The sequence below is a fragment of the Billgrantia sp. NRB1 genome, from assembly GCF_056921725.1.
Genome location: NZ_CM167783.1, coordinates 1213826 through 1235655, shown reverse-complemented (window position 1 = coordinate 1235655; position 21830 = coordinate 1213826). Strand labels below are relative to the sequence as shown.

At 65.3% G+C, this 21830-nt stretch carries 17 protein-coding genes; 5 read left to right on the top strand and 12 right to left on the bottom strand.

Annotation, left to right across the window (positions count from 1 at the left end):
* Positions 1 to 2: 2 nt before the first annotated feature.
* From ACZIYR_RS05585 to ACZIYR_RS05575, 3 genes are all read right to left on the bottom strand, one after another.
* A complete protein-coding gene (locus tag ACZIYR_RS05585) occupies positions 3 to 1262 on the bottom strand; it encodes an ABC transporter substrate-binding protein (protein ID WP_473032779.1) in 1260 nt (419 codons plus the stop codon).
* A 111-nt stretch (positions 1263 to 1373) separates the two neighbouring features.
* Positions 1374 to 2777, bottom strand: a complete 1404-nt coding sequence (locus ACZIYR_RS05580; protein WP_483529049.1) for an ATP-binding protein — start codon at positions 2775 to 2777, stop codon at positions 1374 to 1376.
* Positions 2778 to 2860: 83 nt separating this feature from the next.
* Positions 2861 to 3589 (bottom strand): response regulator, encoded by a 729-nt coding sequence (locus ACZIYR_RS05575; RefSeq protein ID WP_483528506.1) that lies wholly within the window; start codon positions 3587 to 3589, stop codon positions 2861 to 2863.
* A 359-nt stretch (positions 3590 to 3948) separates the two neighbouring features.
* Here ACZIYR_RS05575 and ACZIYR_RS05570 point away from each other — a divergent pair, with 359 nt between their 5' ends.
* The 5 genes from ACZIYR_RS05570 to siaD all read left to right on the top strand — a co-directional run bounded on the left by ACZIYR_RS05570 (position 3949) and on the right by siaD (position 9871).
* A complete protein-coding gene (locus ACZIYR_RS05570; protein ID WP_483529048.1) occupies positions 3949 to 5889 on the top strand; it encodes an exoribonuclease II in 1941 nt (646 codons plus the stop codon).
* Positions 5890 to 6081: 192 nt separating this feature from the next.
* Positions 6082 to 8127, top strand: coding sequence for a biofilm regulation protein phosphatase SiaA (siaA, locus tag ACZIYR_RS05565; RefSeq protein WP_483528505.1), 2046 nt, complete (start codon positions 6082 to 6084; stop codon positions 8125 to 8127).
* A gap of 16 nt (positions 8128 to 8143) precedes the next feature.
* Positions 8144 to 8677 (top strand): biofilm regulation protein kinase SiaB, encoded by a 534-nt coding sequence (gene siaB, locus ACZIYR_RS05560; protein ID WP_473032775.1) that lies wholly within the window; start codon positions 8144 to 8146, stop codon positions 8675 to 8677.
* A gap of 16 nt (positions 8678 to 8693) precedes the next feature.
* Positions 8694 to 9083: a biofilm regulation phosphoprotein SiaC gene (gene siaC / locus ACZIYR_RS05555; protein WP_483528504.1), complete on the top strand. Its 390-nt coding sequence runs from the start codon at positions 8694 to 8696 to the stop codon at positions 9081 to 9083.
* Positions 9080 to 9871, top strand: coding sequence for a biofilm regulation diguanylate cyclase SiaD (siaD, locus tag ACZIYR_RS05550; RefSeq protein WP_483528503.1), 792 nt, complete (start codon positions 9080 to 9082; stop codon positions 9869 to 9871). Before siaC ends, siaD begins: the two co-directional genes overlap by 4 nt.
* Before the next feature lie 78 nt (positions 9872 to 9949).
* Here siaD and sucD read toward each other — a convergent pair whose 3' ends face one another.
* The 9 genes from sucD to sdhC form a co-directional block, all read right to left on the bottom strand.
* Positions 9950 to 10822 carry a succinate--CoA ligase subunit alpha gene (gene sucD / locus ACZIYR_RS05545; protein ID WP_483528502.1) on the bottom strand — a complete coding sequence of 291 codons (873 nt, stop codon included), beginning with the start codon at positions 10820 to 10822 and terminating at the stop codon, positions 9950 to 9952.
* Positions 10822 to 11988, bottom strand: a complete 1167-nt coding sequence (sucC, locus tag ACZIYR_RS05540; protein WP_473032771.1) for an ADP-forming succinate--CoA ligase subunit beta — start codon at positions 11986 to 11988, stop codon at positions 10822 to 10824. The genes sucD and sucC overlap by 1 nt, the downstream gene beginning before the upstream one ends.
* Before the next feature lie 157 nt (positions 11989 to 12145).
* A complete protein-coding gene (gene lpdA, locus ACZIYR_RS05535) occupies positions 12146 to 13585 on the bottom strand; it encodes a dihydrolipoyl dehydrogenase (RefSeq protein WP_473032770.1) in 1440 nt (479 codons plus the stop codon).
* A 53-nt stretch (positions 13586 to 13638) separates the two neighbouring features.
* Entirely contained in the window at positions 13639 to 15210 is a 1572-nt protein-coding gene (gene odhB, locus ACZIYR_RS05530) for a 2-oxoglutarate dehydrogenase complex dihydrolipoyllysine-residue succinyltransferase (protein ID WP_483528501.1), read from the bottom strand.
* 41 nt (positions 15211 to 15251) lie between these two features.
* On the bottom strand, positions 15252 to 18083 hold the full coding sequence (locus tag ACZIYR_RS05525) for a 2-oxoglutarate dehydrogenase E1 component (RefSeq protein ID WP_483528500.1): 2832 nt from the start codon (positions 18081 to 18083) through the stop codon (positions 15252 to 15254).
* A 249-nt stretch (positions 18084 to 18332) separates the two neighbouring features.
* Positions 18333 to 19043, bottom strand: coding sequence for a succinate dehydrogenase iron-sulfur subunit (locus ACZIYR_RS05520; protein ID WP_483528499.1), 711 nt, complete (start codon positions 19041 to 19043; stop codon positions 18333 to 18335).
* 11 nt (positions 19044 to 19054) lie between these two features.
* Complete coding sequence (sdhA, locus tag ACZIYR_RS05515; RefSeq protein ID WP_473032769.1) at positions 19055 to 20827, bottom strand: succinate dehydrogenase flavoprotein subunit; 1773 nt, start codon at positions 20825 to 20827, stop codon at positions 19055 to 19057.
* A gap of 3 nt (positions 20828 to 20830) precedes the next feature.
* Complete coding sequence (gene sdhD, locus ACZIYR_RS05510; protein WP_473032768.1) at positions 20831 to 21178, bottom strand: succinate dehydrogenase, hydrophobic membrane anchor protein; 348 nt, start codon at positions 21176 to 21178, stop codon at positions 20831 to 20833.
* On the bottom strand, positions 21172 to 21549 hold the full coding sequence (gene sdhC / locus ACZIYR_RS05505) for a succinate dehydrogenase, cytochrome b556 subunit (protein ID WP_238976561.1): 378 nt from the start codon (positions 21547 to 21549) through the stop codon (positions 21172 to 21174). Before sdhC ends, sdhD begins: the two co-directional genes overlap by 7 nt.
* Positions 21550 to 21830 lie beyond the last annotated feature (281 nt).

The window sequence follows — 21830 nt, the reverse complement described above, 5'->3', positions numbered from 1 at the left end:
AATTACAAGGCGGCCTGGGCGGCATTGACCATGCGCCTGGCGGCTTCTTCGGCGGCCATGTCACGCGCGTTGAAGTAGTTGGTCACCACGTCGAAGATCGCACCCTGAACATCGGCACGAACGGCCATGCCATGGGCCATGCTGGGCACCAGGCCACCCTCTTCGGCGGTACGCTGGAAGTCGTCCATGGACTGCTGGGCGCAGGCGTCGAATTCGCTCATGTCCAGGTCGGGACGGGCGGGAATCGAGCCCTTGGCCAGGTTAAAGGCTTGCTGGAAGGTGGGCTCCAGGACCAGGCGTGCCAGGGCCTGCTGCGCCTCGCGCTCTGCCCCTTCGACGCGGAACATGGCCAGGCTGTCGATATTGAACGTGAAGGCATCCTGGGTGCCCGGTGCCGCTGCGCAGAGGTAGTCCTCGCCGGAGGTGAGCCCGGCGGCGGTGAACTCGCCCTTGGCCCAGTCGCCCATCAGCTGCATGCCGGCATCGCCGTTGATCACCATGGAGGTGGCGATGTTCCAGTCGCGGCCCGGCATGTCGTCGTCCATCAGCCCGCGCAGGCGCTTGAAGGTCTCCAGTGCCTCGACCATCTGCTGGCTGCCCAACGCCTCTTCATCGAGCTCGACCAGCGCGCGCTGATAGAACTCGATGCCCGCGCTGGCCAGCAGCACGCTTTCGAAGACGGTGGCGTCCTGCCAGGCCTGGCCGCCGTGGGCCAGCGGGATGTAGCCCGCCTCGCGAATCGCCTCGCCAACGGCGAACAGTTCGTCGAGGCTGGTCGGCATCTCGACACCGGCGGCCTCGAGCACCCCCGGATTGGCCCACAGCCAGTTAACCCGATGTACATTGACCGGCACCGCCACATAGCTGCCGTTGTGGCGCATCACCTCGGCCACCGTGGGCGGCAGCAGCGCGTTCCAGCCTTCGGCCTCGGCCACCTCGTCGAGTTCGCCAAGCAGACCGAGCTCGCCCCACTCCTGGATCTCGGGCCCCTTGATCTGGGCCGCCGATGGCGGGTTGCCGGACATGGCACGTGACTTGAGCACGGTCATGGCGGTCTCGCCACCGCCGCCGGCCACGGCAAAATCCTGCCAGCCGAAGCCTTCGGCCTCCATCAGCTCCTTGAGCACATTGGCCGCGCGGGCTTCGCCGCCGGAGGTCCACCAGTGCAGCACCTCCACTTCGCCGGCATTGGCGCTCCCCAGTGCCAGGGTGGCGGCCAGCGAAGTGGCCATGACCAGCGGGGTCTTCTTGAACGAGTACATCGGCATGCTCCTGCTGTTGTTATCGAGCCCGGTTACAACCAGGTATTCGTAACGTTAACCGAGAGCTGCCGCCGGCAGGGTTACCTACTTCTGCAAAGTATTGGCGCTATATTACAACGGCGTAACATCCCGGGGACGCGGCAGCGTCAGGGTGACCTCGAGACCGCCTTCGGGATGGTTGTCCAGCACCAGTTCGCCGCCCAGCGCCCGGACGATATGACGCGCGATGCCGAGGCCCAGGCCACTACCCCCGGTGTTGCGGCTGCGTGAGGGTTCGAGTCGCACAAACGGCGAAAACACCCGTTCGAGCTGGGCCTCAGGAATGCCCGGGCCATGATCGCGGATGCGGATCGTGAGCTGCCGGGGGGAGTCACTCAGCGTGACATCGGCCCTCTTGCCGTAGAACACCGCGTTTTCCACCAAGTTGGCCAGGCAACGCTTGAAGGCCAGCGGCTTGACCGACACCGGCGCGGCATCGCCCATGACCGTCACCCTGCCCCCCTGCAAGGCCAGCTCCTCGGCCAGCTCTTCCAGCATTTCACGGGGGCTCAGCGCCTCCACCGGCTCATGCAGATCGAACCCCTTGACCGACGCCAGCGCCCCCTTGACCAGCAGATCGAGTTCGTCGAGCGAGGCGCAGAAGCGCTCGCGCTGGAGCGGGTCGTCAAGCATCTCGGCACGCAGGCGCAGTCGGGTGATCGGGGTCTTGAGATCGTGGGAGATGGCCGAGAACAGGCGCTCGCGCTCATCGACCTGTTCGCGGATGCGCTCCTGCATGCGGTTGAAGGCCGCCGCGGTGGCAGCGACCTCACGCGGCCCCGTCTCGCGCAGCGGTGGGGCATCGAGGTCGCGCCCCAACTGGCGTGCCGCCCTCCCCAGCCTCGCCAGGGGCCGGGTGGCGCTGCGAATGCCCACCAGTGACAGTCCCAGCACGGTAAGCAGCACGATCAGGCCCGCCAGCAGCCGCTCCCTGGAGAGCCAGGGGTTCTCGACCAGCAGGTCGGGCACCGGCAGCAGCGTGGCCACATAGAGCCAGGCGCCAGGTTCGAGCTCGAGCTGCACCACCAGGATCGGCGGCGACAGCGGCTCCAGCAGCAGGCTGTGCTGCCCCCAACGTGCCGGCAGGTCGTGCAGCAGCACCTCGTTGTTGAAGACACGCAGGGTCTCGGGACGCGAGAACTCGACGACCACCTCGTCGAGATTGAGTTCTTGGGCCAGCACGGCCTGGAAGTTGTCCACCACCATCCGCTTGGCCGCACCGGCCCCGACATCCTCGATGCCGATACGTCGCTCGTTGACGCTAACGAAGAAGCGCGTGCCGCCCATGTCACGCAGCTGGTCGAGGACGATATGCCGGTACTCATAGGGCAGCGAGCGGAAGAAGCGCACGGTGGAGGCCACGCTGAAGGCGACGTTGTTGGAGAGCTCATCGAGCTGCTCGAGCTGGCTCGTGCGCACCTGAGTGGTCCAGATGGCGTAGCTGGCGAGCTGCGCCCCTAGCACCCCGACTACCATGATCAGCACGAAGCGCCCACTCAGGCTACCGGGCAAGCAGCGGGCCCAGCGGCGACGCAACCGTCGCCAGCGCTCCCCTTCGCTCACGGCAGCGCTTCCACTGGGCAGGTGAGCACGTAGCCGGCACCGCGCACGGTGCGGATCAGCTGCGAGTGCTGGGCATCCTTGCCGAGGCGCTGGCGCAAGCGACAGACGTGCACGTCGATGGAGCGATCCAGCGGCGGCGCCGTGCGGCCACGGGTGAACTCGAACAGTTCCTCGCGGGAGAGCACACGACCGGGATGCTCAAGGAACACCTGCAGCAGTTGGAAGTCGGCGCCGGACAGGGCGCACCGCTCGCCCGCAGCGTCGATCAACTCACGGGTCATGCGATCAAGTCGCCACTCGCCGAACGACACCAGGCGGGCCTCAGCGGGGTCGCACGACGCCGCGACCGGGGCACGGGTACGGCGCAGCACAGCCTTGATGCGCGCCAACAGCTCGCGGGGATTGAAAGGCTTGCCCAGGTAGTCGTCGGCGCCCAGTTCCAGCCCGAGAATGCGATCGGTCTCGTCGGCGCTGGCGGTGAGCATGATGATCGGCACCTCGCTGTCGCGGCGCACCTTGCGACAGATAGTGAAGCCGTCATCGCCGGGCAGCATAATATCGACAATGAGCAGGTCGGGCGCTTCGCTTGCCAACAGGCGATGCAGCGCCTCAGCATCCTCGGCGGCCAGGGCACGATAGCCGTGGCGCCCCAGGTAGTCGACCAGCAGTTCGCGGATTTCGGGGTCGTCGTCGACCACGATAAGAGTGGCGGGTGTTGTCGTCATCGTTTTCCGATGGCAGAGGCGATGCCGGGGCAGCGCCGTGAATCGTTGTCGTTATGGGCTCGATGATGGGCATGCATGAGCGACTCGGCAAGGGATCCTAGACCAACGTCGCAACGCGCACCCGACCATCCTGAGCCCTCTCGCCCACGGGCCGCGACGCAGGCCTGAAGGCCCAACAGCCAGTACGCGACGCCCCGTTCCAGACGCCGCATCCTCTGCCCACCTCGCCGAAAGCCGCGGTATGGCCACACGCAGCGCCTTGAGGAACGCAAGCCCAAGCCATCATCTACCCGGTGCGATTGGCGTCACCGACGGGAATCCGTATAGTGGCCCTCTTATCCCGCCACACGTTCGTGACCATGCTGCAGAACAATCCGCTGCTCGCCCAGCTCAAGCAAGATATCCGCAAGACCATTCCCCGCGCCGAGGGAGTGATCAAGGCCACCGACAAGGGCTTCGGCTTCCTCGAGACCGACGATGGCCAGTCCTATTTCGTCCCGCCCCCGGCCATGAAGCAGGTGCTGCACGGCGACCGCGTTCAGGCCATCATCCACGACAACGGCGACAAGAGCTCCGTGGAGCCCGACACCCTGCTCGAGCCGGGACTCTCGCGCTTCATCGCCCGGGTCCAGAAGCGCGATGGCCGCCTGGCGGTAGCGCCCGACCACCCCTCGATCAAGAACGTGCTCAAGGCGCGGATCAAGCGCAGCCTGGATGAGGCGAGCATTGCCGACGGCGACTGGATCGTGGCGCGCCTGGTACGCCACCCGCTCAAGGAGAACGATCGCGGCTTCTTCGCCCAGATCGACGAGCTGGTGGCCAAGGCCAGTGACCCGGCGGTGCCCTGGCGGGTGACCCTCGCCCGCCATGCCCTGGAGCAGGAGTGCCCCGACGCCGGCGACGACTGGCCGCTGCGCGACGAAGGCCTCACCCGCGAGGACCTCACCGCCGAGCCGTTCTTCACCATCGACAGCGAGAAGACCCGCGACATGGACGATGCCCTGCGCATCGTGCCCCGCGAGGGCGGCGGCTGGGCGCTGACCGTGGCTATCGCCGACCCGACGGCCTACGTCGAGGAGGGCCACGCGGCGGACCTCGAGGCGCGCACCCGAGCCTTCACCGTCTACCTGCCGGGCCAGAACGTCACCATGCTGCCCGAACAGCTGGCCGACGACCTCTGCTCGCTGTGGGAGAACCAGAAACGCCCGGTGCTGGCCTGCACCCTGGAGGTCGAGGCGGACGGCAGCCTGGGCGACTACCGCTTCTTTGCCGCCACCGCGAAGTCCCACGCCAAGCTCGCCTACGATCGCGTCTCCGACTGGCTCGAGGGTCAGGGCGACTGGGCCCCCGAGGCGGCCATCGCCGAGCAGCTCGAGGCCCTGCGCGACCTCACCGAGGCGCGCAGCGCCTGGCGCGCCGAGCACGCCCTGGTGTTCAAGGACCGGCCCGACTACGTCTTCGACCTGGACGACGCCGGCAACGTGCTGGACATCCGCACCGAAGAGCGGCGCATCGCCAACCGCATGATCGAAGAGTCGATGATCGCCGCCAACGCCTGCTGCGCCGACCTGCTGGCGGAGAAGGTCGGACACGGTATCTTCAACGTGCACCGCGCCTTCGAGCCGGACAAGGCCGAGGCCGCCCACGAGTTTCTCACCGCCCAGCAGGTCGAGGTGGAGCTCGAAGCGCTCTCCGAGCTGCCGCGCTACAAGGAGCTCAAGCGCGCCCTGGAGAGCCGCGACGATGCCTGGCTGGATGCCCGCCTGCGCCGCTTCCAGGGCTTCACTAGCATGTCGGCCAAGCCCGGCCCCCACTTCGGCCTGGGCCTGGCTGCCTATGCCACCTGGACCTCGCCGATCCGCAAGTACGGCGACATGGTCAACCACCGCCTGATCAAGCGCGTGCTCAAGGGCGAGCAGGCCCCGGCCGAGGCGAGCCAGCAGCTCACCGAGCAGCTCACCGAGCGTCGCCGCCTCAACCGCATGGCCGAACGCGACGTCAAGGACTGGCTCTATGTGCGCTACCTGACCGGCGCGGCACAGAATCAGGATACCTTCGACGCCGAGATCATCGCCATCAACCGCGGCGGCATGCGGGTGCGACTCACCGCCAACGGGGCCACCGCCTTCGTCCCCGCGCCGATGATGCATAGCGACCGTGACAAGGTCGCCATCGACGACAAGGAGGGGCGCATCCAAGTGGAGGGCGAGGAGCGCTTCAAGCTGGGCGACCATATCCGTGTGGCGCTGGTCGAGGCCCGCGAAGAGACCCGCTCGCTGGTGGCCCGCCCCGGAGAATGAGGCGGCTGACCAGGTCAGGCAGCAAAACGGCAACCCTCGGGTTGCCGTTGTCTTTTGAGGCCGAAGGGGCACTGCGTTGGCAGGCGCATTCGCACCGCGCCGACGACTATGCCATCGTGAAGCGATAGCGCACGACCACCGGGATGAGGGATGGCAACGGCGCATCCGAAGATTCTCAAGAGACGCAGGGAAATGGCTAAACGCTTGGGGCTTCGCGGCCAGTCCACCCTGGCGCTGCTGCTGGCCTGCCTAATCGCTCTGATCCCAGCGCTGCTGATCGGCTGGCAGGCCGTGGATGAGGTGCGGCGCCACTTCGCCAGCGCCTACGCCGAGCAGTATACCCTGCTGCAGATGCAGCGCGTCATCGCCCCCGTCTCCCGAGAGCTGGCTCTCTCGCGCCGCTTTGCCGGGTCCGTGGTGACGCGCGAGTGGCTGCGCACCCCCGAGGACCCGCAGCGCCGCGCCCGCTTTCTGGACGAGGCAGAGGGCTATCGACAGCAGTTCGCTAGCAACGCCTACTTTGTCATCGATCACGCCACGGGCGACCGCTACGTCGGCGACGGCTCGCCCAACGGGGAGCTGGCCCCCCAGCACCGACTCTCCCCCGAGGCGCCGGCTGACAGCTGGTACTTCGACACCATGTCGAGCACCTCCACCTACCGTATCAGCGTCAATGCCGACCCCACCCTCGAGCGAGCGATGATCTGGGTCAACGTCAAGGTGCGCGACAACGGCGAGACGCTGGGGCTGGCCGGTGGCGGCATCGACCTCGGCCAGTTCCTCAACCGCTTCCTTCGTGACAGTGCTCCCGGGCTCACGCCGATGATTGTCGACGCACGTGGCACCCTGCAGGCCCATCCCGACAGGACATACCTCGATCATCCGGAGGCGGCCCATACGCCATCCGCCACGCCATCGGGCCAACGCCTACACGCGATGGTACCGACCGCCCAGCGCGATGACGTCCGTAAAGCCCTCCATGACGCCATGCGTCGCCCCGGTCACATCGTCGCCCTGGACGTGGAACTGGAGGGCGAGCCGCGTCTGCTCTCCGTCGGCTACATTCCAGAGCTACAGTGGTTTCTGGTCACCGCCCTGGACCTGCAATCCGCCGCGGTGCTCGACAGCCGCTGGCTGTGGCCGCTGGTCGGCGGGCTCGGCCTGCTGCTGGCGCTGCTGACGGCGGCCTTCGCCTATGCCACCCATCGCCTGATCCTCGCGCCCCTGGGCCGGCTGCAGCTCTCCGCGAAGGCCATCGCCGCAGGCGACTATGCGCCACGACTGCCCACCGACCGCTTCGATGAGATCGGGGCGCTCTCGCGCGCCTTCTCCGACATGGCCGACCAGGTGGCCGACCATACCCAGCGGCTTGAGGAGAAGGTCCGCCAACGCACCCGCGATCTCGAACAGGCCAATGACGAGATGCGACGCGCCCGGCGGCAGGTGGATGCCTCACTGGAGTATGCCAGCATCATCCAGCGCGCCATCCTGCCGCGCGGACAGCTCGATCACCACCTGGCCGACCGACATGCGGTGGTGTGGCGGCCGCGTGATCAGGTGGGCGGTGACATCTATGTCTTCCGCGCTGACCAGCAGGGCTTCCTGGTGGGGGTAATCGACTGCGCCGGCCACGGTGTTCCCGGCTCGCTAATGACCATGCTGGCCCGCGCCATCGTCGATCACGCCATCCTGCGAGCCGGCCCGCACGACCCGGCCGCCATTCTCGACGAGATGGATCGCCAGAACCGCGCCACACTGCACCGTGACACCCTGCCCCGCTCCATTGCCACCCACATGGACGCCGCCCTGGTATGGGTCGAGCCCCACCGCGACCGGATGACCTTCGCCGGCGCCAAGCTGCCACTCTATACCAGCGACGGCGAGCGACTCGAGATCTATCCGGCCGGCAAACGTGCCCTCGGCCATAAGCGCCCCGAGCCCTTTCACAACCAGACGCTGACGCTCAGGCGCGGCTGGACCTACACGCTGTGCACCGATGGCTTTCTCGATCAGGCGGGAGGCGAGCACGGCTTCGGCTTCGGCAACCGCCGCTTCGAGGCAATGCTGATACGCCATGCCCGGGCCCCGATGGCAGCGCAAGCCACCGCCTTCGAGGCGGAGCTGGATGCCTATCGCGGCCCACACCCACAGCGTGACGACATTACCCTGGTCAGCTTCCGCTTCGAGCCGGACGACCCTCATGCCAGACCGACCGCCCCTCCCCCGGCGGCCACATGACCCACGGAGACCCGTCATGGACCTGTTGTCCCTTCGTGAAAGCTACCTGCAACAGCAGATCATGCTCTGCTTTAACGGCCCCATCTCGCGCAGCCTGATCGAGGAGATCGGCAATGCCCTGCGCAACTACCTGCAGGGCCAGCCAACGCCTCCTTCGTCTGCCATGGATGTGTTCGCGGTGTACATCGAAATGACCCAGAACATCCGACACTATGCCAAGGCTCAGGGGTATAGCGACGAGCAGGCCACCGCGACTATCGCCGTAGCCCGGGATGAGGCGGGGCGCTATCTGGTCTCGGCAGGCAACCTCGTGGAGATGGCGGATGGACGGCGGCTGGTCGAGATGGTCAACGAGCTGGCGCACCTCGATGCCGGCGAACTCAAGCGTGCCTACAAGCAGCAACTGCGCCGCCCCCGCGATGAACAGGCCATCAGCGGCGCGGGCCTGGGCCTGCTCGACATGGCTCGCAAGTCAAGCAAGCCGCTGGACCCCGTACTTCAAGCGTTGCCTTCTGGGCAAGGTTTCTTTAGCCTGACGGCTACTATCTGACCCGACCTCGATGCCCATGACTCACGATCTGACTATTCCTGGCAGCCAGTCGACCCCGGCGATCCAGGCCAGCTGGCAGGCAGGACGACTCAGCATGCAGGGGGACTCCTACCCGGAGAACTCCTACGAGCTCTTCACCCAGGTCATCGACTGGACGGAACGTTTCCTGGCCGACGCCACCCATCCGCTGACGCTTGATCTGGAACTCATCTACCTCAACACCAGTTCGGTGAAGGCGATGATGGATATCTTTGACATGCTCGAAGACGCCCACCAGGCGGGACGCCAGGTACGGGTGGTTTGGCACTACGACGAACGCAACGAGCGAATCGCCGAGCTGGCCGAAGAGTTCAAGGAAGACTGCACCTTCGACTTCGCCATCACCCCAGACCAGGTGTCCCCGTGAACCGTCCGGAAGAGGAACGCCTGCTCGCTGAGGTGGAGGCCCTGCTCGCCGAGCCGAGCTACCGGGCGCATCCGCTGTATTCGGCGCTGGAGCGGCTGACTCGGAGCCACCTGGAGCAGGCACGCCGCCTGGAGCGGTTGATCGGCATTGCCGACGGTTTCCAGCGCACCGCCCAGGATGACCTCCATGCGACGCGCCATGCGCTGGAGCGTCAGCTACGACGCCAGCGCAAGCTGTCGCGCATCGCCGACCGCTATCAGGCGCTGCTCAGCGAGCGCAACGAGGCCTTGCGCAATGAATCGCATTACGACCCCTTGACCGGGCTGGGCAACCGTCGCCTGCTGCACGAGCACCTGGAACGGCTGATCGGTACCAGTGAACGGCATCACCGCCCCTTCACCCTGGCGATGCTCGACATCGATCACTTCAAGCGGATCAACGACCGTTTCGGCCATGAGGCCGGCGACCGCGCCTTGATCTTGCTGTCCGAGACCCTGCAGGCAACCCTGCGGACCAGCGACCACTGCGGTCGCTGGGGGGGTGAAGAATTCCTGGTGATCCTGCCGGAGACTACCCTCGAGCAGGCCCAGCCACTGGTAAATCGGCTGTGCAACCGCATGCGTCACCTGGATATTCGTCAGGACGGCGAATGCCTGCGGATCACCGCCAGTGTCGGAGTCGCCCAGCATCACCCGCCGGACGGCTACGAACGCACCCTCCAGCGCGCCGACGAGGCCCTGCTGCGAGCCAAGCGCCAGGGCCGCAACCGCTGGCTGGCGGCAGGCTGAGGCCTCCTCACCGGTCGCCGATACGCAAAGAGCACCCGAAGGTGCTCTTTGCAGGATGACGCGGGGGCGCGGCGGCACTTACCAGCCGGTCACTTCCTTCAGCGCATCGCCGATCTCGGCCAGGGAACGCACGGTCTTCACACCGGCGTCTTCCAGGGCGGCGAACTTCTCGTCCGCGGTGCCCTTGCCGCCAGAAATGATCGCACCGGCATGGCCCATGCGCTTGCCCGGAGGCGCGGTCACACCGGCGATGTAGGAGACCACCGGCTTGGAGACATTGGCCTTGATGTAAGCGGCGGCTTCTTCCTCGGCGGTGCCGCCGATCTCGCCGATCATCACGATCGCCTCGGTCTTGGGGTCCTGCTCGAACATCTCGAGGATGTCGATGAAGTTGGAGCCCGGGATCGGGTCACCGCCGATGCCCACGCAGGTGGACTGGCCAAAGCCGTGATCGGTGGTCTGCTTGACCGCTTCATAGGTCAGGGTGCCGGAGCGCGACACGATACCGACCTTGCCCGGCTGATGGATATGGCCCGGCATGATACCGATCTTGCACTCGTCCGGGGTGATCACGCCGGGGCAGTTGGGACCAATCAGGCGCACGCCGAGCTCGTCGCACTTCACCTTGGCCTGCAGCATGTCCAGGGTCGGAATGCCCTCGGTGATGCAGACGATCAGCTTGATACCGGCATTGGCGGCTTCCAGGATCGAGTCCTTGCAGAACGGAGCCGGCACATAGATCACGCTGGCCTCGGCGCCGGTCTTGTCGACCGCTTCCTTGACGGTGTTGAACACCGGCAGGCCCAGATGCTCCTGGCCGCCCTTGCCCGGCGTCACGCCGCCGACCATCTTGGTGCCGTAGGCGAGCGCCTGTTCGGAGTGAAAGGTCCCCTGGCCACCGGTGAAGCCCTGGCAGATGACCTTGGTGTTCTTGTCGATCAGGATGCTCATTACTTGCCCTCCGCCGCTTTGACGACCTGCTGTGCCGCGTCAGTCAGGCTGGTAGCAGCGATGATGTTCAGACCGCTGGAGGCCAGTTTCTCGGCACCCAGCTCGGCGTTGTTCCCCTCCAGGCGCACCACGACCGGCACGTTCACGCCGACCTGCTCGACGGCCCCGATAATGCCCTCGGCGATCATGTCACAGCGCACGATGCCGCCGAAGATGTTGACCAGCACGGCCTTGACGGAATCATCGGAGAGGATCAGCTTGAAGGCTTCCGCCACGCGCTCCTTGGTGGCACCGCCGCCCACGTCCAGGAAGTTCGCCGGCAGGCCGCCGTTGAGCTTGATGATGTCCATGGTGCCCATGGCCAGGCCAGCGCCATTGACCATGCAGCCGATGTTGCCTTCCAGCGCCACGTAGTTGAGATCCCACTCGGCGGCCTCGGCTTCACGGGCGTCTTCCTGAGAGGGGTCACGCATGGCCTGGAGATCCGGATGACGATACAGGGCGTTGCCGTCGAGGCCGAGCTTAGCGTCCAGGCAGTGCAGGTTGCCTTCGTCGGTGATCACCAGCGGGTTGATCTCGAGCAGCGCCAGATCCTTCTCGTGGAAGAGGCGGGAGAGGCCCAGGAAGATCTTGGTGAACTGCTTGACCTGGTCGCCCTTGAGGCCCAGAGCAAAGGCCAGCTCGCGCGCCTGGTAGGGCTGAGCGCCCACCAGCGGGTCGATCTCGGCCTTGAGGATCTTCTCAGGGGTCTCCTCGGCGACCTTCTCGATCTCGACGCCACCCTCGGTGGACGCCATGAAGACCACGCGGCGGGTGGTGCGGTCGACCACGGCCCCCAGGTAGAGCTCGTTGGCGATGTCGGTGCAGTTCTCGACCAGGATCTTGGCGACCGGCTGACCGTTCTCGTCGGTCTGGAAGGTCACCAGGTTCTTGCCCAGCCACTGCTCGGCGAAGGCCTTGGCCTCCTCTGGGCTCTTGATCAGCTTGACGCCACCGGCCTTGCCGCGGCCGCCCGCGTGCACCTGGGCCTTGACGACCCACATGTCGCCGCCGATCTTCTTGCAGGCCTCGGCCGCTTCCTCGGGGGTGTCGACGGCGAAGCCTTTGGATACCGGCAGACCATAGTCGGCAAACAGCTGTTTGCCCTGATACTCGTGAAGGTTCATCGATTCATGCCATTGGTTGCATGTGACTCGAACGGCAACCGCGAAAAGGCCACCTGAGGCGGGCTGTTCCGGGTCGCCCCCGTTCGCACCCGATACATCGCCGGGTACGACGCGCCACCGCGAGGGTGGCGCTTGTTGTAACGATAGGCGAGCTGACTTACTTGCGTTTCTTGCGGTTGGCCATGTGGATGGCGTGGCCTTCCACCGCCAGCGCCGCCTCGTGGACGGCCTCCGACATGGTCGGGTGCGCGTAGCAGGTCAGCGCCAGGTCCTCGGCACTGGAGCCGAACTCCAGCGCGATGACGCCCTGGGCGATCATCTCGCCGGCGTGCTGGCCGACGATGTGCATGCCCAGCACCCGGTCGGTCTCGGCGTCAGCGATGATCTTGGCCTGGCCCTCGGTGGCATTGTTGGCCATGGCCCGGCCGCTGGCCGCAAACGGGAAGCTGCCGGTCTTGACCTCGATGCCCTTGGCCTTGGCCTCCTGCTCGTTCAGCCCGACCCAGGCCACCTCGGGGAAGGTATAGATCACGCAGGGAATGGCGTCGTAGTTCATCTCGGCCTTATGACCGGCGATGATGTCCGCCACCATGATGCCCTCCTCGGAGGCCTTGTGGGCGAGCATCTGGCCGCGCACACAGTCGCCGATGGCATAGACGCCCGGCACGCTGGTACGGCACTGGTCGTCGACATGGATGAAGCCGCGCTCGTCCAGGCCCACGCCGACGCCATCGGCAATCACGCCCTGGGTATAGGGCTTGCGACCCACGCAGACAATCAGCTTATCGAAGGTCATCTCCTGGTCGCCGTCAGCGTCGGTGTACTTGACCAGCACCTCCTCGCCCTTGACGTCGGAGCCGGTGACCCGGGCACCCAGCTTGATGTCCAGGCCCTGCTTCTTGAGCAGCTTCTGAGTCTCCTTGGCGATGGCGGTATCAACCATCGGCAGAAAGCTGTCCATGGCCTCGAGCATGGTGACCTCGGAGCCCAGTCGGCTCCACACGCTGCCCAACTCCAGACCGATGACGCCGGCACCGATCACGCCCAGCCGCTTCGGCGCCTCCTGGAATTCCAGGGCGCCGGTGGAGTCGACGATCAGCCCCTCGGTAAGCGGGGTCGGCGGAATCTCCACGGGCACGGAGCCGGCGGCGATCACGATATTCTCGGCTTCGTAGGTGGTCGACTTGCCATCCTGATCGGTGACCTCAACCTGCTTGGCACCCACCACCTTGCCGGTGCCCTCGATGCCGGTCACGCCGTTGGCCTTGAACAGCCCGGCGATGCCGCCGGTGAGGTTCTTCACGATCTTGTCCTTGCGGGCCATCATCTTCTTGACGTCCATGCTGACGTCGCCCGCCTGGATGCCCATGTCGGCGAAATCGTGTTTGGCCTCGACGAACTTGTGCGAGGCCTCGAGCAGCGCCTTGGAGGGAATACAGCCCACGTTGAGGCAGGTGCCGCCGAAGACCACTTTGCCCTCCTTGCCGATCCACTTCTCGACGCAGGCGGTCTTCAGCCCCAGCTGGGCAGCACGGATGGCGGCAACATAGCCGCCGGGGCCCGCGCCGATGACGATCACATCATATTTATCGGCCATGTGGTTCTTCCTGTTGATCGGTTCGCGTTTGAGTCCGTAGGGTCGTGCGTCGCTCAGATATCCAGCAGCAGTCGGGCCGGGTCCTCCAGCAGCTCCTTGATGGTCACCAGGAACTGCACGGCATCCTTGCCATCGATCATGCGATGGTCATAGGAGACTGCCAGGTACATCATCGGACGAATTTCGACCTTGCCGTTCACTGCCATGGGTCGTTCCTGGATCTTGTGCATCCCCAGGATGGCCGTCTGCGGCGGGTTGATGATCGGCGTCGACATCAGTGAGCCGAAGATTCCCCCGTTTGTAATGGTGAAGGTGCCGCCCTGCATCTCGTCGATACCGAGTTTGCCGTCGCGAGCGCGCTTGCCGAAATCGACGATGCCCTTCTCGACATCGGCAATCTTCATGCTATCGGTATCGCGCAGCACCGGGACCACCAGGCCGCGGTCGGTGGACACCGCCACCCCGATATCCTGATAGCCGTGATAGACGATGTCGGTGCCGTCGATGGAGGCATTGACGTCGGGGAAGCGCTTGAGCGCCTCGGAGGCCGCCTTGACGAAGAAGCCCATGAAACCGAGCTTGACGTCGTGGGCCTTCAGGAAAGTGTCCTTGTACTGGGCGCGCAGATCCATCACCGCGCCCATGTCCACCTCGTTGTAGGTGGTGAGCATGGCAGCCGTCTGCTGGGCCTGAACCAGGCGCTTGGCGATGGTCTGGCGCAAGCGGCTCATGGGCACGCGCTTCTCGGGGCGCTCCCCCTCCACGGCCGGCGCAGCGGCGGCCTGCGGGGGGGCAGCGGCCGGCTTGGCGCTCTTCTTGGCGCTGCCGTCCTTGACCGCCTTCTGCACGTCCTCCTTGAGGATGCGACCGCCCTTGCCGGTGCCTTCGATCTTGCTGACGTCGAGGTCGTGCTCGGCCACCAGCTTACGCGCCGCCGGGGCGAGGATCTTGTCGCCCACCTTCTCGTCGCTGGCGCCATCATCGGCGGAGGCCGCGGCGGCAGGGGCCTTGGCATCGCCACCGGCACCTTCGGCGAAGGTTGCCAGCACCGCCTCTGACTCGACCTGGCTGCCCTCTTCGGCCTTGATCTCGCTGAGCGCGCCGTCAGCGGGCGCCACCACCTCGAGGACCACCTTGTCGGTCTCGATGTCGGCCAGCACTTCGTCGCGCTTGACCGCCTCGCCGACCTGCTTGTGCCAGGTGGACACGGTGCCTTCCTGAATCGACTCGGGGAAGGTGGGCGCCTTCACCTGGTGAGTCTTGCCACCGCCGGCCGCCGGCGCGTCGGCCTTGGCGTCACGCTTCTTGTCGGCCGCCTTGGCATCGCTCTGCTTGTCGGCGCCTTGACCGGCCTTGGCAGCGCCCTGTTGGTCACCGCCCTTGGCCTGGCCTTCGCCGATCTTGCCCAGCACCTGCTCGGACTCCACGGTATCGCCCTCCTCGGCCATCACCTCGGAGAGGGTGCCAGCCTCGGGCGCCAGCACCTCGAGCACCACCTTGTCGGTCTCGATCTCGACGAGCAGCTCATCGCGCTCGACGCTGTCGCCCGGCTTCTTGTGCCATGCCGCTACGCTGCCCTCGGCAACGGACTCCGGAAAGGTGGGCGCTTTGATCTCGGTAGCCATGTCGTTTCCCTTGTATGTTCTCTCTCGTCCCGGCAGAAGGCCTAGAGGTTGAAGGCGTCTTCCACCAGCTGTCGCTGCTGTTCGGTATGCACTGACATGTAGCCGCAGGCCGGCGCCGCCGAGGCCGGACGACCGGCAAACTTGAGCTCGCCGCCCAGACCGTCCTTGAGCATGTCGGCAACGGCGCGCATGTGGTGCTGGCTCGGATACCAGGCTCCCTGATTGAGCGGCTCTTCCTGACACCAGACCAGCGTCTCGAGGTTGGCGTAGCCCTTGAGCGCCTCGAAGAGCTCCTCCTTGGGGAAGGGGTAGAGCTGCTCGATGCGCAGGATGGCCGTGTCGTGGCGGCCATTTTCTTCACGCCAGGCAGCCAGGTCGTAGTAGACCTTGCCGGCGCAGAGAATGACCCGCTCGACCTTCTCGGCTTCGAGGTTGGCCTGATCGGGCAGCACCATTTGGAAGCTGCCATTGGCCAGGTCATCGAGGCTGGAGACCGCCTCCTTGTGACGCAGCAGGCTCTTCGGCGACATCACCACCAGAGGCTTTCGCAGCTTGCGAATCACCTGGCGCCGCAGCAGATGGAAGATCTGCGCGGGCGTGGTGGGCACGCAGATCTGCATGTTGTGCTCGGCACACAGCTGCAGGAAGCGCTCCAGGCGCGCCGACGAGTGCTCCGGCCCCTGGCCCTCATAGCCGTGGGGCAGCAGCATGGTCAGGCCGCACAGTCGCTCCCACTTGGTCTCGCCGGAGGAGATGAACTGGTCGACCACCACCTGGGCGCCGTTGAAGAAATCGCCGAACTGCGCTTCCCAGATCACCAGGTCGTTGGGGGCCGTGGTGGCATAGCCATACTCGAAGGCCAGCACCGCCTCCTCGGAGAGGAAGGAATCATGAATGGTGAACTGCGGCTGACCGTCGGCCATGTGCTGCAGCGGCACGTAAACGCTGCCGTCCTTCTGGTTATGCACCACCGCGTGGCGGTGCGAGAAGGTCCCGCGGCCTACGTCCTGGCCGGTGATGCGCACCGGGTGTCCCTCGTCGAGGAGGGTGGCGTAGGCCAGCGTCTCGGCAAAGCCCCAGTTCAACGCCAGGCCGCCCGCCTGCATCTTGCGACGATCCTCGTAGATCTTGGCCACCTGGCGCTGCACACCGACCCCGTCGGGGATCTCGCACATCCGGGCACCCAGGCGCTGCAGGCGTTTCATTTCGACGCGGGTATCGGCATAGCCGGTCCACTCATGGCCGAGGTAGGGCTTCCAGTCGACGAACAGCGAGGTATTGGGCTGCTGGACCAGGGCGTTGGCCACGTGGTTGCCCGCCAGCAGGTCCTCGCGGTAGGTCTCGACCATCGCCTTGGCATCTTCCTCGGAGAGCACACCCTGGTCCACCAGGCGCTGCGCATACAGGGTCCGAGAGGAGGGATGCTCCTTGATCTTGCGATACATCATCGGCTGGGTGCCGGAGGGCTCGTCGGCCTCGTTATGGCCACGACGGCGATAACAGACCAGGTCGATGACCACGTCCCGCTTGAACTGCTGCCGATAGTCGAGCGCCACCTGGGTGGCATGCAGCACCGCCTCCGGGTCGTCACCGTTGACGTGGAAGATCGGCGCCTGGACCATCTTGGCGATGTCGGTGCAGTACTCGGTGGAGCGAGTGTCCAGGGGGTTCGAGGTAGTGAAGCCGACCTGGTTGTTGATCACCACGTGGATGGTGCCACCGGTCCGGTAGGCGCGGGTCTGGGACATCTGGAAGGTCTCCATGACCACGCCCTGACCCGCGAAGGCCGCATCGCCGTGCACATTGATCGGCAACACCTTGTCGCCGGCGCTGTCGCTGCGCCGATCCTGGCGGGCGCGCACCGAGCCCTCGACCACCGGCGAGACGATCTCCAGGTGGGAGGGGTTGAAGGCCAGCGCCAGGTGCACCTCACCGCCCGGCGTCATCACGTTGGAGCTGAAGCCCTGGTGGTATTTGACGTCGCCGGAGCCGCGCTCGACCAGCTTCTTGCCATCGAACTCGTCGATCAGCTCGGACGGGTTCTTGCCGAGGATATTGACCAGCAGGTTCAGGCGGCCTCGGTGGGCCATGCCGATCACCACCTCCTTGACCCCGTAGCCGCCCCCCCGCTGGATCAACTCATCCATCATGGGGATGAAGGACTCACCGCCCTCCAGGCCGAAGCGCTTGGTACCGGGATACTTGGAGGCCAGGTAGTTCTCCAGGCCCTCGGCGGCGGTGAGACGCTCCAGCAGGTGCTTGCGCACCTCTTCGCTGTACTTCGGGGCACTGCGCACCGACTCGAAGCGCTGCTGCAGCCAGCGTTTCTCCTCGGTGTCGACGATGTGCATCACCTCGCAGCCGATGGAGCGACAGTAGGTCTGCTCCAGGGCGTCGATGATCTCGCGCAGCGGTGCCTTGTCCATCCCCAGAAAGAAGGAGCCGGTCTGGAATTCGGTATCCAGGTCGGCCTTGGAGAGCTGGTGGAAGGAGAGGTCGAGGTCGGGAACCGGGACCTGGCTGCGCAGCTTGAGCGGATCGATGTCGGCCTTCTGGTGGCCCCGGAAGCGATAGGCGTTGATCAGCTGCAACACCTTGACCTGCTTCTTGTTTTCACCGCTACCGACCGCGGCTGTCGAGGCTGTCCGGCGCGCGCGAGCCAGCTGGTGAAACTGTTCGCGGACGGGACTCAGAGGAACATCGTGGGAGGAGCCGCCATCCGGAATCGGCAGCTGATCGAAGTAGGTTCGCCACTCGTCGGGGACGGAACCGGGGTCGGCGAGGTATTGCTCGTAGAGCGCTTCCACATAGTGAACGTTGCTGCCGCTCACATGGGAGCTGTTCCACATCAACTCCATTATGCCTTGTTGCATCTCTCGGTCACCCTGCACTGATGGGGGTGTTATCGGCGCCGTCACGGCCCAGCCGCGGCGGCCTGGCTGGTGCCCTGCCGGAAGGGCGTCTTATCTCCGGCGGTTCCGGCCGCCAGGCCGGAAACCCTGAATCCCATGGTCAAGAGCCGGCACCCAGGGCGCCGGCTCTTGTGCTGCGCTGCTACCCGGCCGCGACGCTGTGTCGCGGCCGTCGACCGGCGGCCATGATAGCAAGCCCTTGGCCACGATTTAAGTGGCATTGGCCAGCAGCATTTCGCGGATCTTACCGATCGCCCGCGTGGGGTTGAGCCCCTTGGGGCAGACCGCCACGCAGTTCATGATCCCCCGGCAGCGGAAGACGCTGAACGGGTCTTCCAGTTCGGCCAGGCGCTCCTGGGTCGCGGTATCGCGAGAATCGGCCAGGAAGCGGTAGGACTGCAGCAGGCCGGCGGGCCCCACGAACTTATCCGGGTTCCACCAGAACGACGGGCAGGAGGTCGAACAGCAGGCGCACAGGATGCACTCGTAGAGGCCGTCGAGCTTGTCGCGCTCCTCGGGTGACTGCAGGCGTTCGATGGCCGGCGCCGGCTCGTCGTTCTGCAGATACGGCTGAATGCGCTCGTACTGCTTATAGAACAGCCCCATGTCGACCGCCAGGTCGCGCACCACCGGCAGGCCGGGCAGCGGACGCAGCGTGAGCTTGTTGTCCTTGACCACCTGGGAGAGCGAGGTGATGCAGGCCAGGCCGTTCTTGCCGTTCATGTTCATGCCGTCGGAGCCGCACACGCCTTCGCGGCAGCTGCGACGGTAGGCCAGGGTGGTGTCCTGGGCCTTGAGCATTTCCAGCACGTTGAGGACCATCAGATCGCGGCCCTGCGTGTCCACCTGATACTCCTGCATATAAGGCGCGGAGTCGGTTTCCGGGTTGTAGCGGTAGATGGATACCTGAAGCATGGACATCGTGACTCCCCTTAGTAGGTACGGACTTTCGGCTCGAAGGTGTCGACGGTCTTCGGCTTGAAGTTCACGTCGCGCTTGCCGACTTTCTTCTCGGCCGGGAAGTACATGGAGTGCTTCAGCCAGTTGACATCGTCACGGTCCGGATAGTCGTAGCGAGAGTGGGCGCCACGGCTCTCCTTGCGCTCCAGGGCCGCGATGGCGGTAGCCTCGGCCACTTCCATCAGATTGTCGAGCTCGAGGGCCTCGACGCGGGCGGTGTTGAAGGCGCCGGACTTGTCGACCAGGTGCGCCTCGGCGATGCGACCGCGCAGGTCGGCCAGCTGCTTGACCCCCTCCTGCATGTTGTCCTCCTGACGGAAGACGCCGAAGGCGTTCTGCATGATGCCCTGCAGCTCGCTCTTGAGGTCGGCCACCGACTCGCCGCCGCTGGAATCGTTCCAGCGGGTGATGCGCTTCATGGCCGAGTCGATGTCGGACTCGGAAGCGTCCAGGTAGTCGATGCCCTCGTTGAGCGCCCCCTCGATGAACATGCCGGCGGCACGGCCGAATACCACTAGGTCGAGCAGCGAATTGCCGCCCAGGCGGTTGGCGCCGTGCACGGAAACACAGGCCGCTTCACCGCAGGCGAACAGACCGTTGACGATCTGATCGTTGCCGTCGGCGTCCTGCATGATCGCCTGGCCGTGAACGTTGGTGGGGATGCCACCCATCATATAGTGGCAGGTCGGCACCACCGGGATCGGCGCTTCGGTCGGATCGGCGTGGGCAAAGATCTTGGAGAGTTCGCTGATCCCCGGAAGGCGCTTGTTGAGCACCTCTTCGCCCAGGTGATCCAGCTTGAGGAAGACGTGATCGCCATTCTCGCCGCAGCCGCGGCCCTCGAGAATCTCCATGACCATGGAGCGCGCCACCACGTCGCGACCGGCCAGGTCCTTGGCGTTGGGGGCATAGCGCTCCATGAACCGCTCGCCATCCTTGTTGACCAGGTAGCCACCCTCGCCGCGGCAGCCCTCGGTGACCAGTACGCCCGCCCCGTAGATGCCGGTGGGATGGAACTGCCACATCTCCATGTCCTGCATCGGGAAGCCGGCGCGCAGCGCCATGCCGATGCCGTCACCGGTATTGATCAGGGCATTGGTGGTGGAGGCATAGATGCGCCCCGCCCCACCGGTGGCCATGACCGTGGCCTTGGACTTGACGTGCACCACTTCGCCGGTCTCGATACACATGGCGATGCAGCCCACCACATCGCCGTTGGCGTTCTTGACCAGGTCCACCGCGAACCACTCGTTGAGGAAGGTGGTGTTGTTCTTCAGGTTGTTCTGGTAAAGGGTATGCAGCAAGGCATGACCGGTCCGGTCGGCCGCCGCACAGGTGCGGGCCGCCTGGCCGCCCTCACCGAAATTCTTGGACTGACCGCCGAAGGGACGCTGGTAGATGCGACCGTTGTCGAAGCGCGAGAATGGCAGCCCCATGTGCTCGAGCTCGAAGACCGCCTTGGGGCCTTCGGAACACATGTATTCCGCGGCGTCCTGGTCGGTGATGTAGTCGCCGCCCTTGACGGTGTCGTACATGTGCCAGCGCCAGTCATCGCCCGGATCGGCGGAGGCGATAGCGCAGGTAATCCCGCCCTGGGCGGAGACGGTGTGCGAGCGGGTCGGGAAGACCTTGGACAGCACCGCGGTCTTCTTGCCGGACTTGGCCAGCTCGAGGGCGGCACGCAGGCCGGAGCCGCCACCGCCGATGATGATGGCGTCGAACGTCAGACTACGCATGGTTGACATGTATCAGGCTCCCCACAGAACTTGAATGCCCCAGACCAGAAACACGAAGATGGCCAGGATGATGACGATCTGGGCGCCGACGCGGACGCCGGTCGACTTGAGATAATCGGTGGTGACGGTCCACAAACCGACCCAGGCATGGGCGGCAATGGAGAGCAGCGCCAGCAGCGAGAAGATGCGCATCCAGGTCTGGGCGAACAAGCCGCTCCAGGTGGCGTAGTCGAGCCCCGGATTGAAGAGCAGATAGAGAACGATGAACAGCGTATAGAGGGCCAGAATGACCGCCGAGACTCGCTGAATCAGCCAGTCTGACAGGCCGCTGCGACCGAAGCTTGTGATATTGGTTACCATACCCAGACTCCCGCGAGAATGATCAGGACCGCACTCACCACCACGGTGATCTGCGCTTTCTTGACACCGCCTTCGAGGGTCACGCCGATATCGGCGTCCATCAGCAGGTGCTTGATGCCCGCCACGAAGTGGAAGGCCAGCGCCGACAGCAGGCCCCAGGCGATCAGCTTGGCCAGCACATTGTTGGCCAGCGCATCGCTCACCGCGGCAAAGCCGGCCGGCGACGAGAGCGACTTATCGAGGGCCCAGAAGGCAAAAATGAGTCCGATAAAGAGGATGACGCCGGTGATCCGATGGGCGATCGACGTCAGGGCGGGAAGTGGGAACTGGATCGTGGTGAGATCGAGATTGACGGGTCGTTTGCTATTCACGGCTCTATACACACTCTCTTGGCTCGCTGCTCGGCCGGTCGGGCTGGCCGAAGCGAGCGGTGGTTTGAGGTAGGGGGCTCGCCGCTGCCGGGACGGGCATGACAACGAGTACCTGCCAGTCGCGCGGAGTGGATTATAGGGACATGAACCCCCGGTGACAAATGAACACCCCCGGTACTCGACCATGGTGCAAGCCCGCCACCGCGGTCATTTTCCCGGCCTGGCAAGCCGATGCCGGGCAGGCGCCGCCATCCGGGGGACTCATGCCGCACGGCACCATT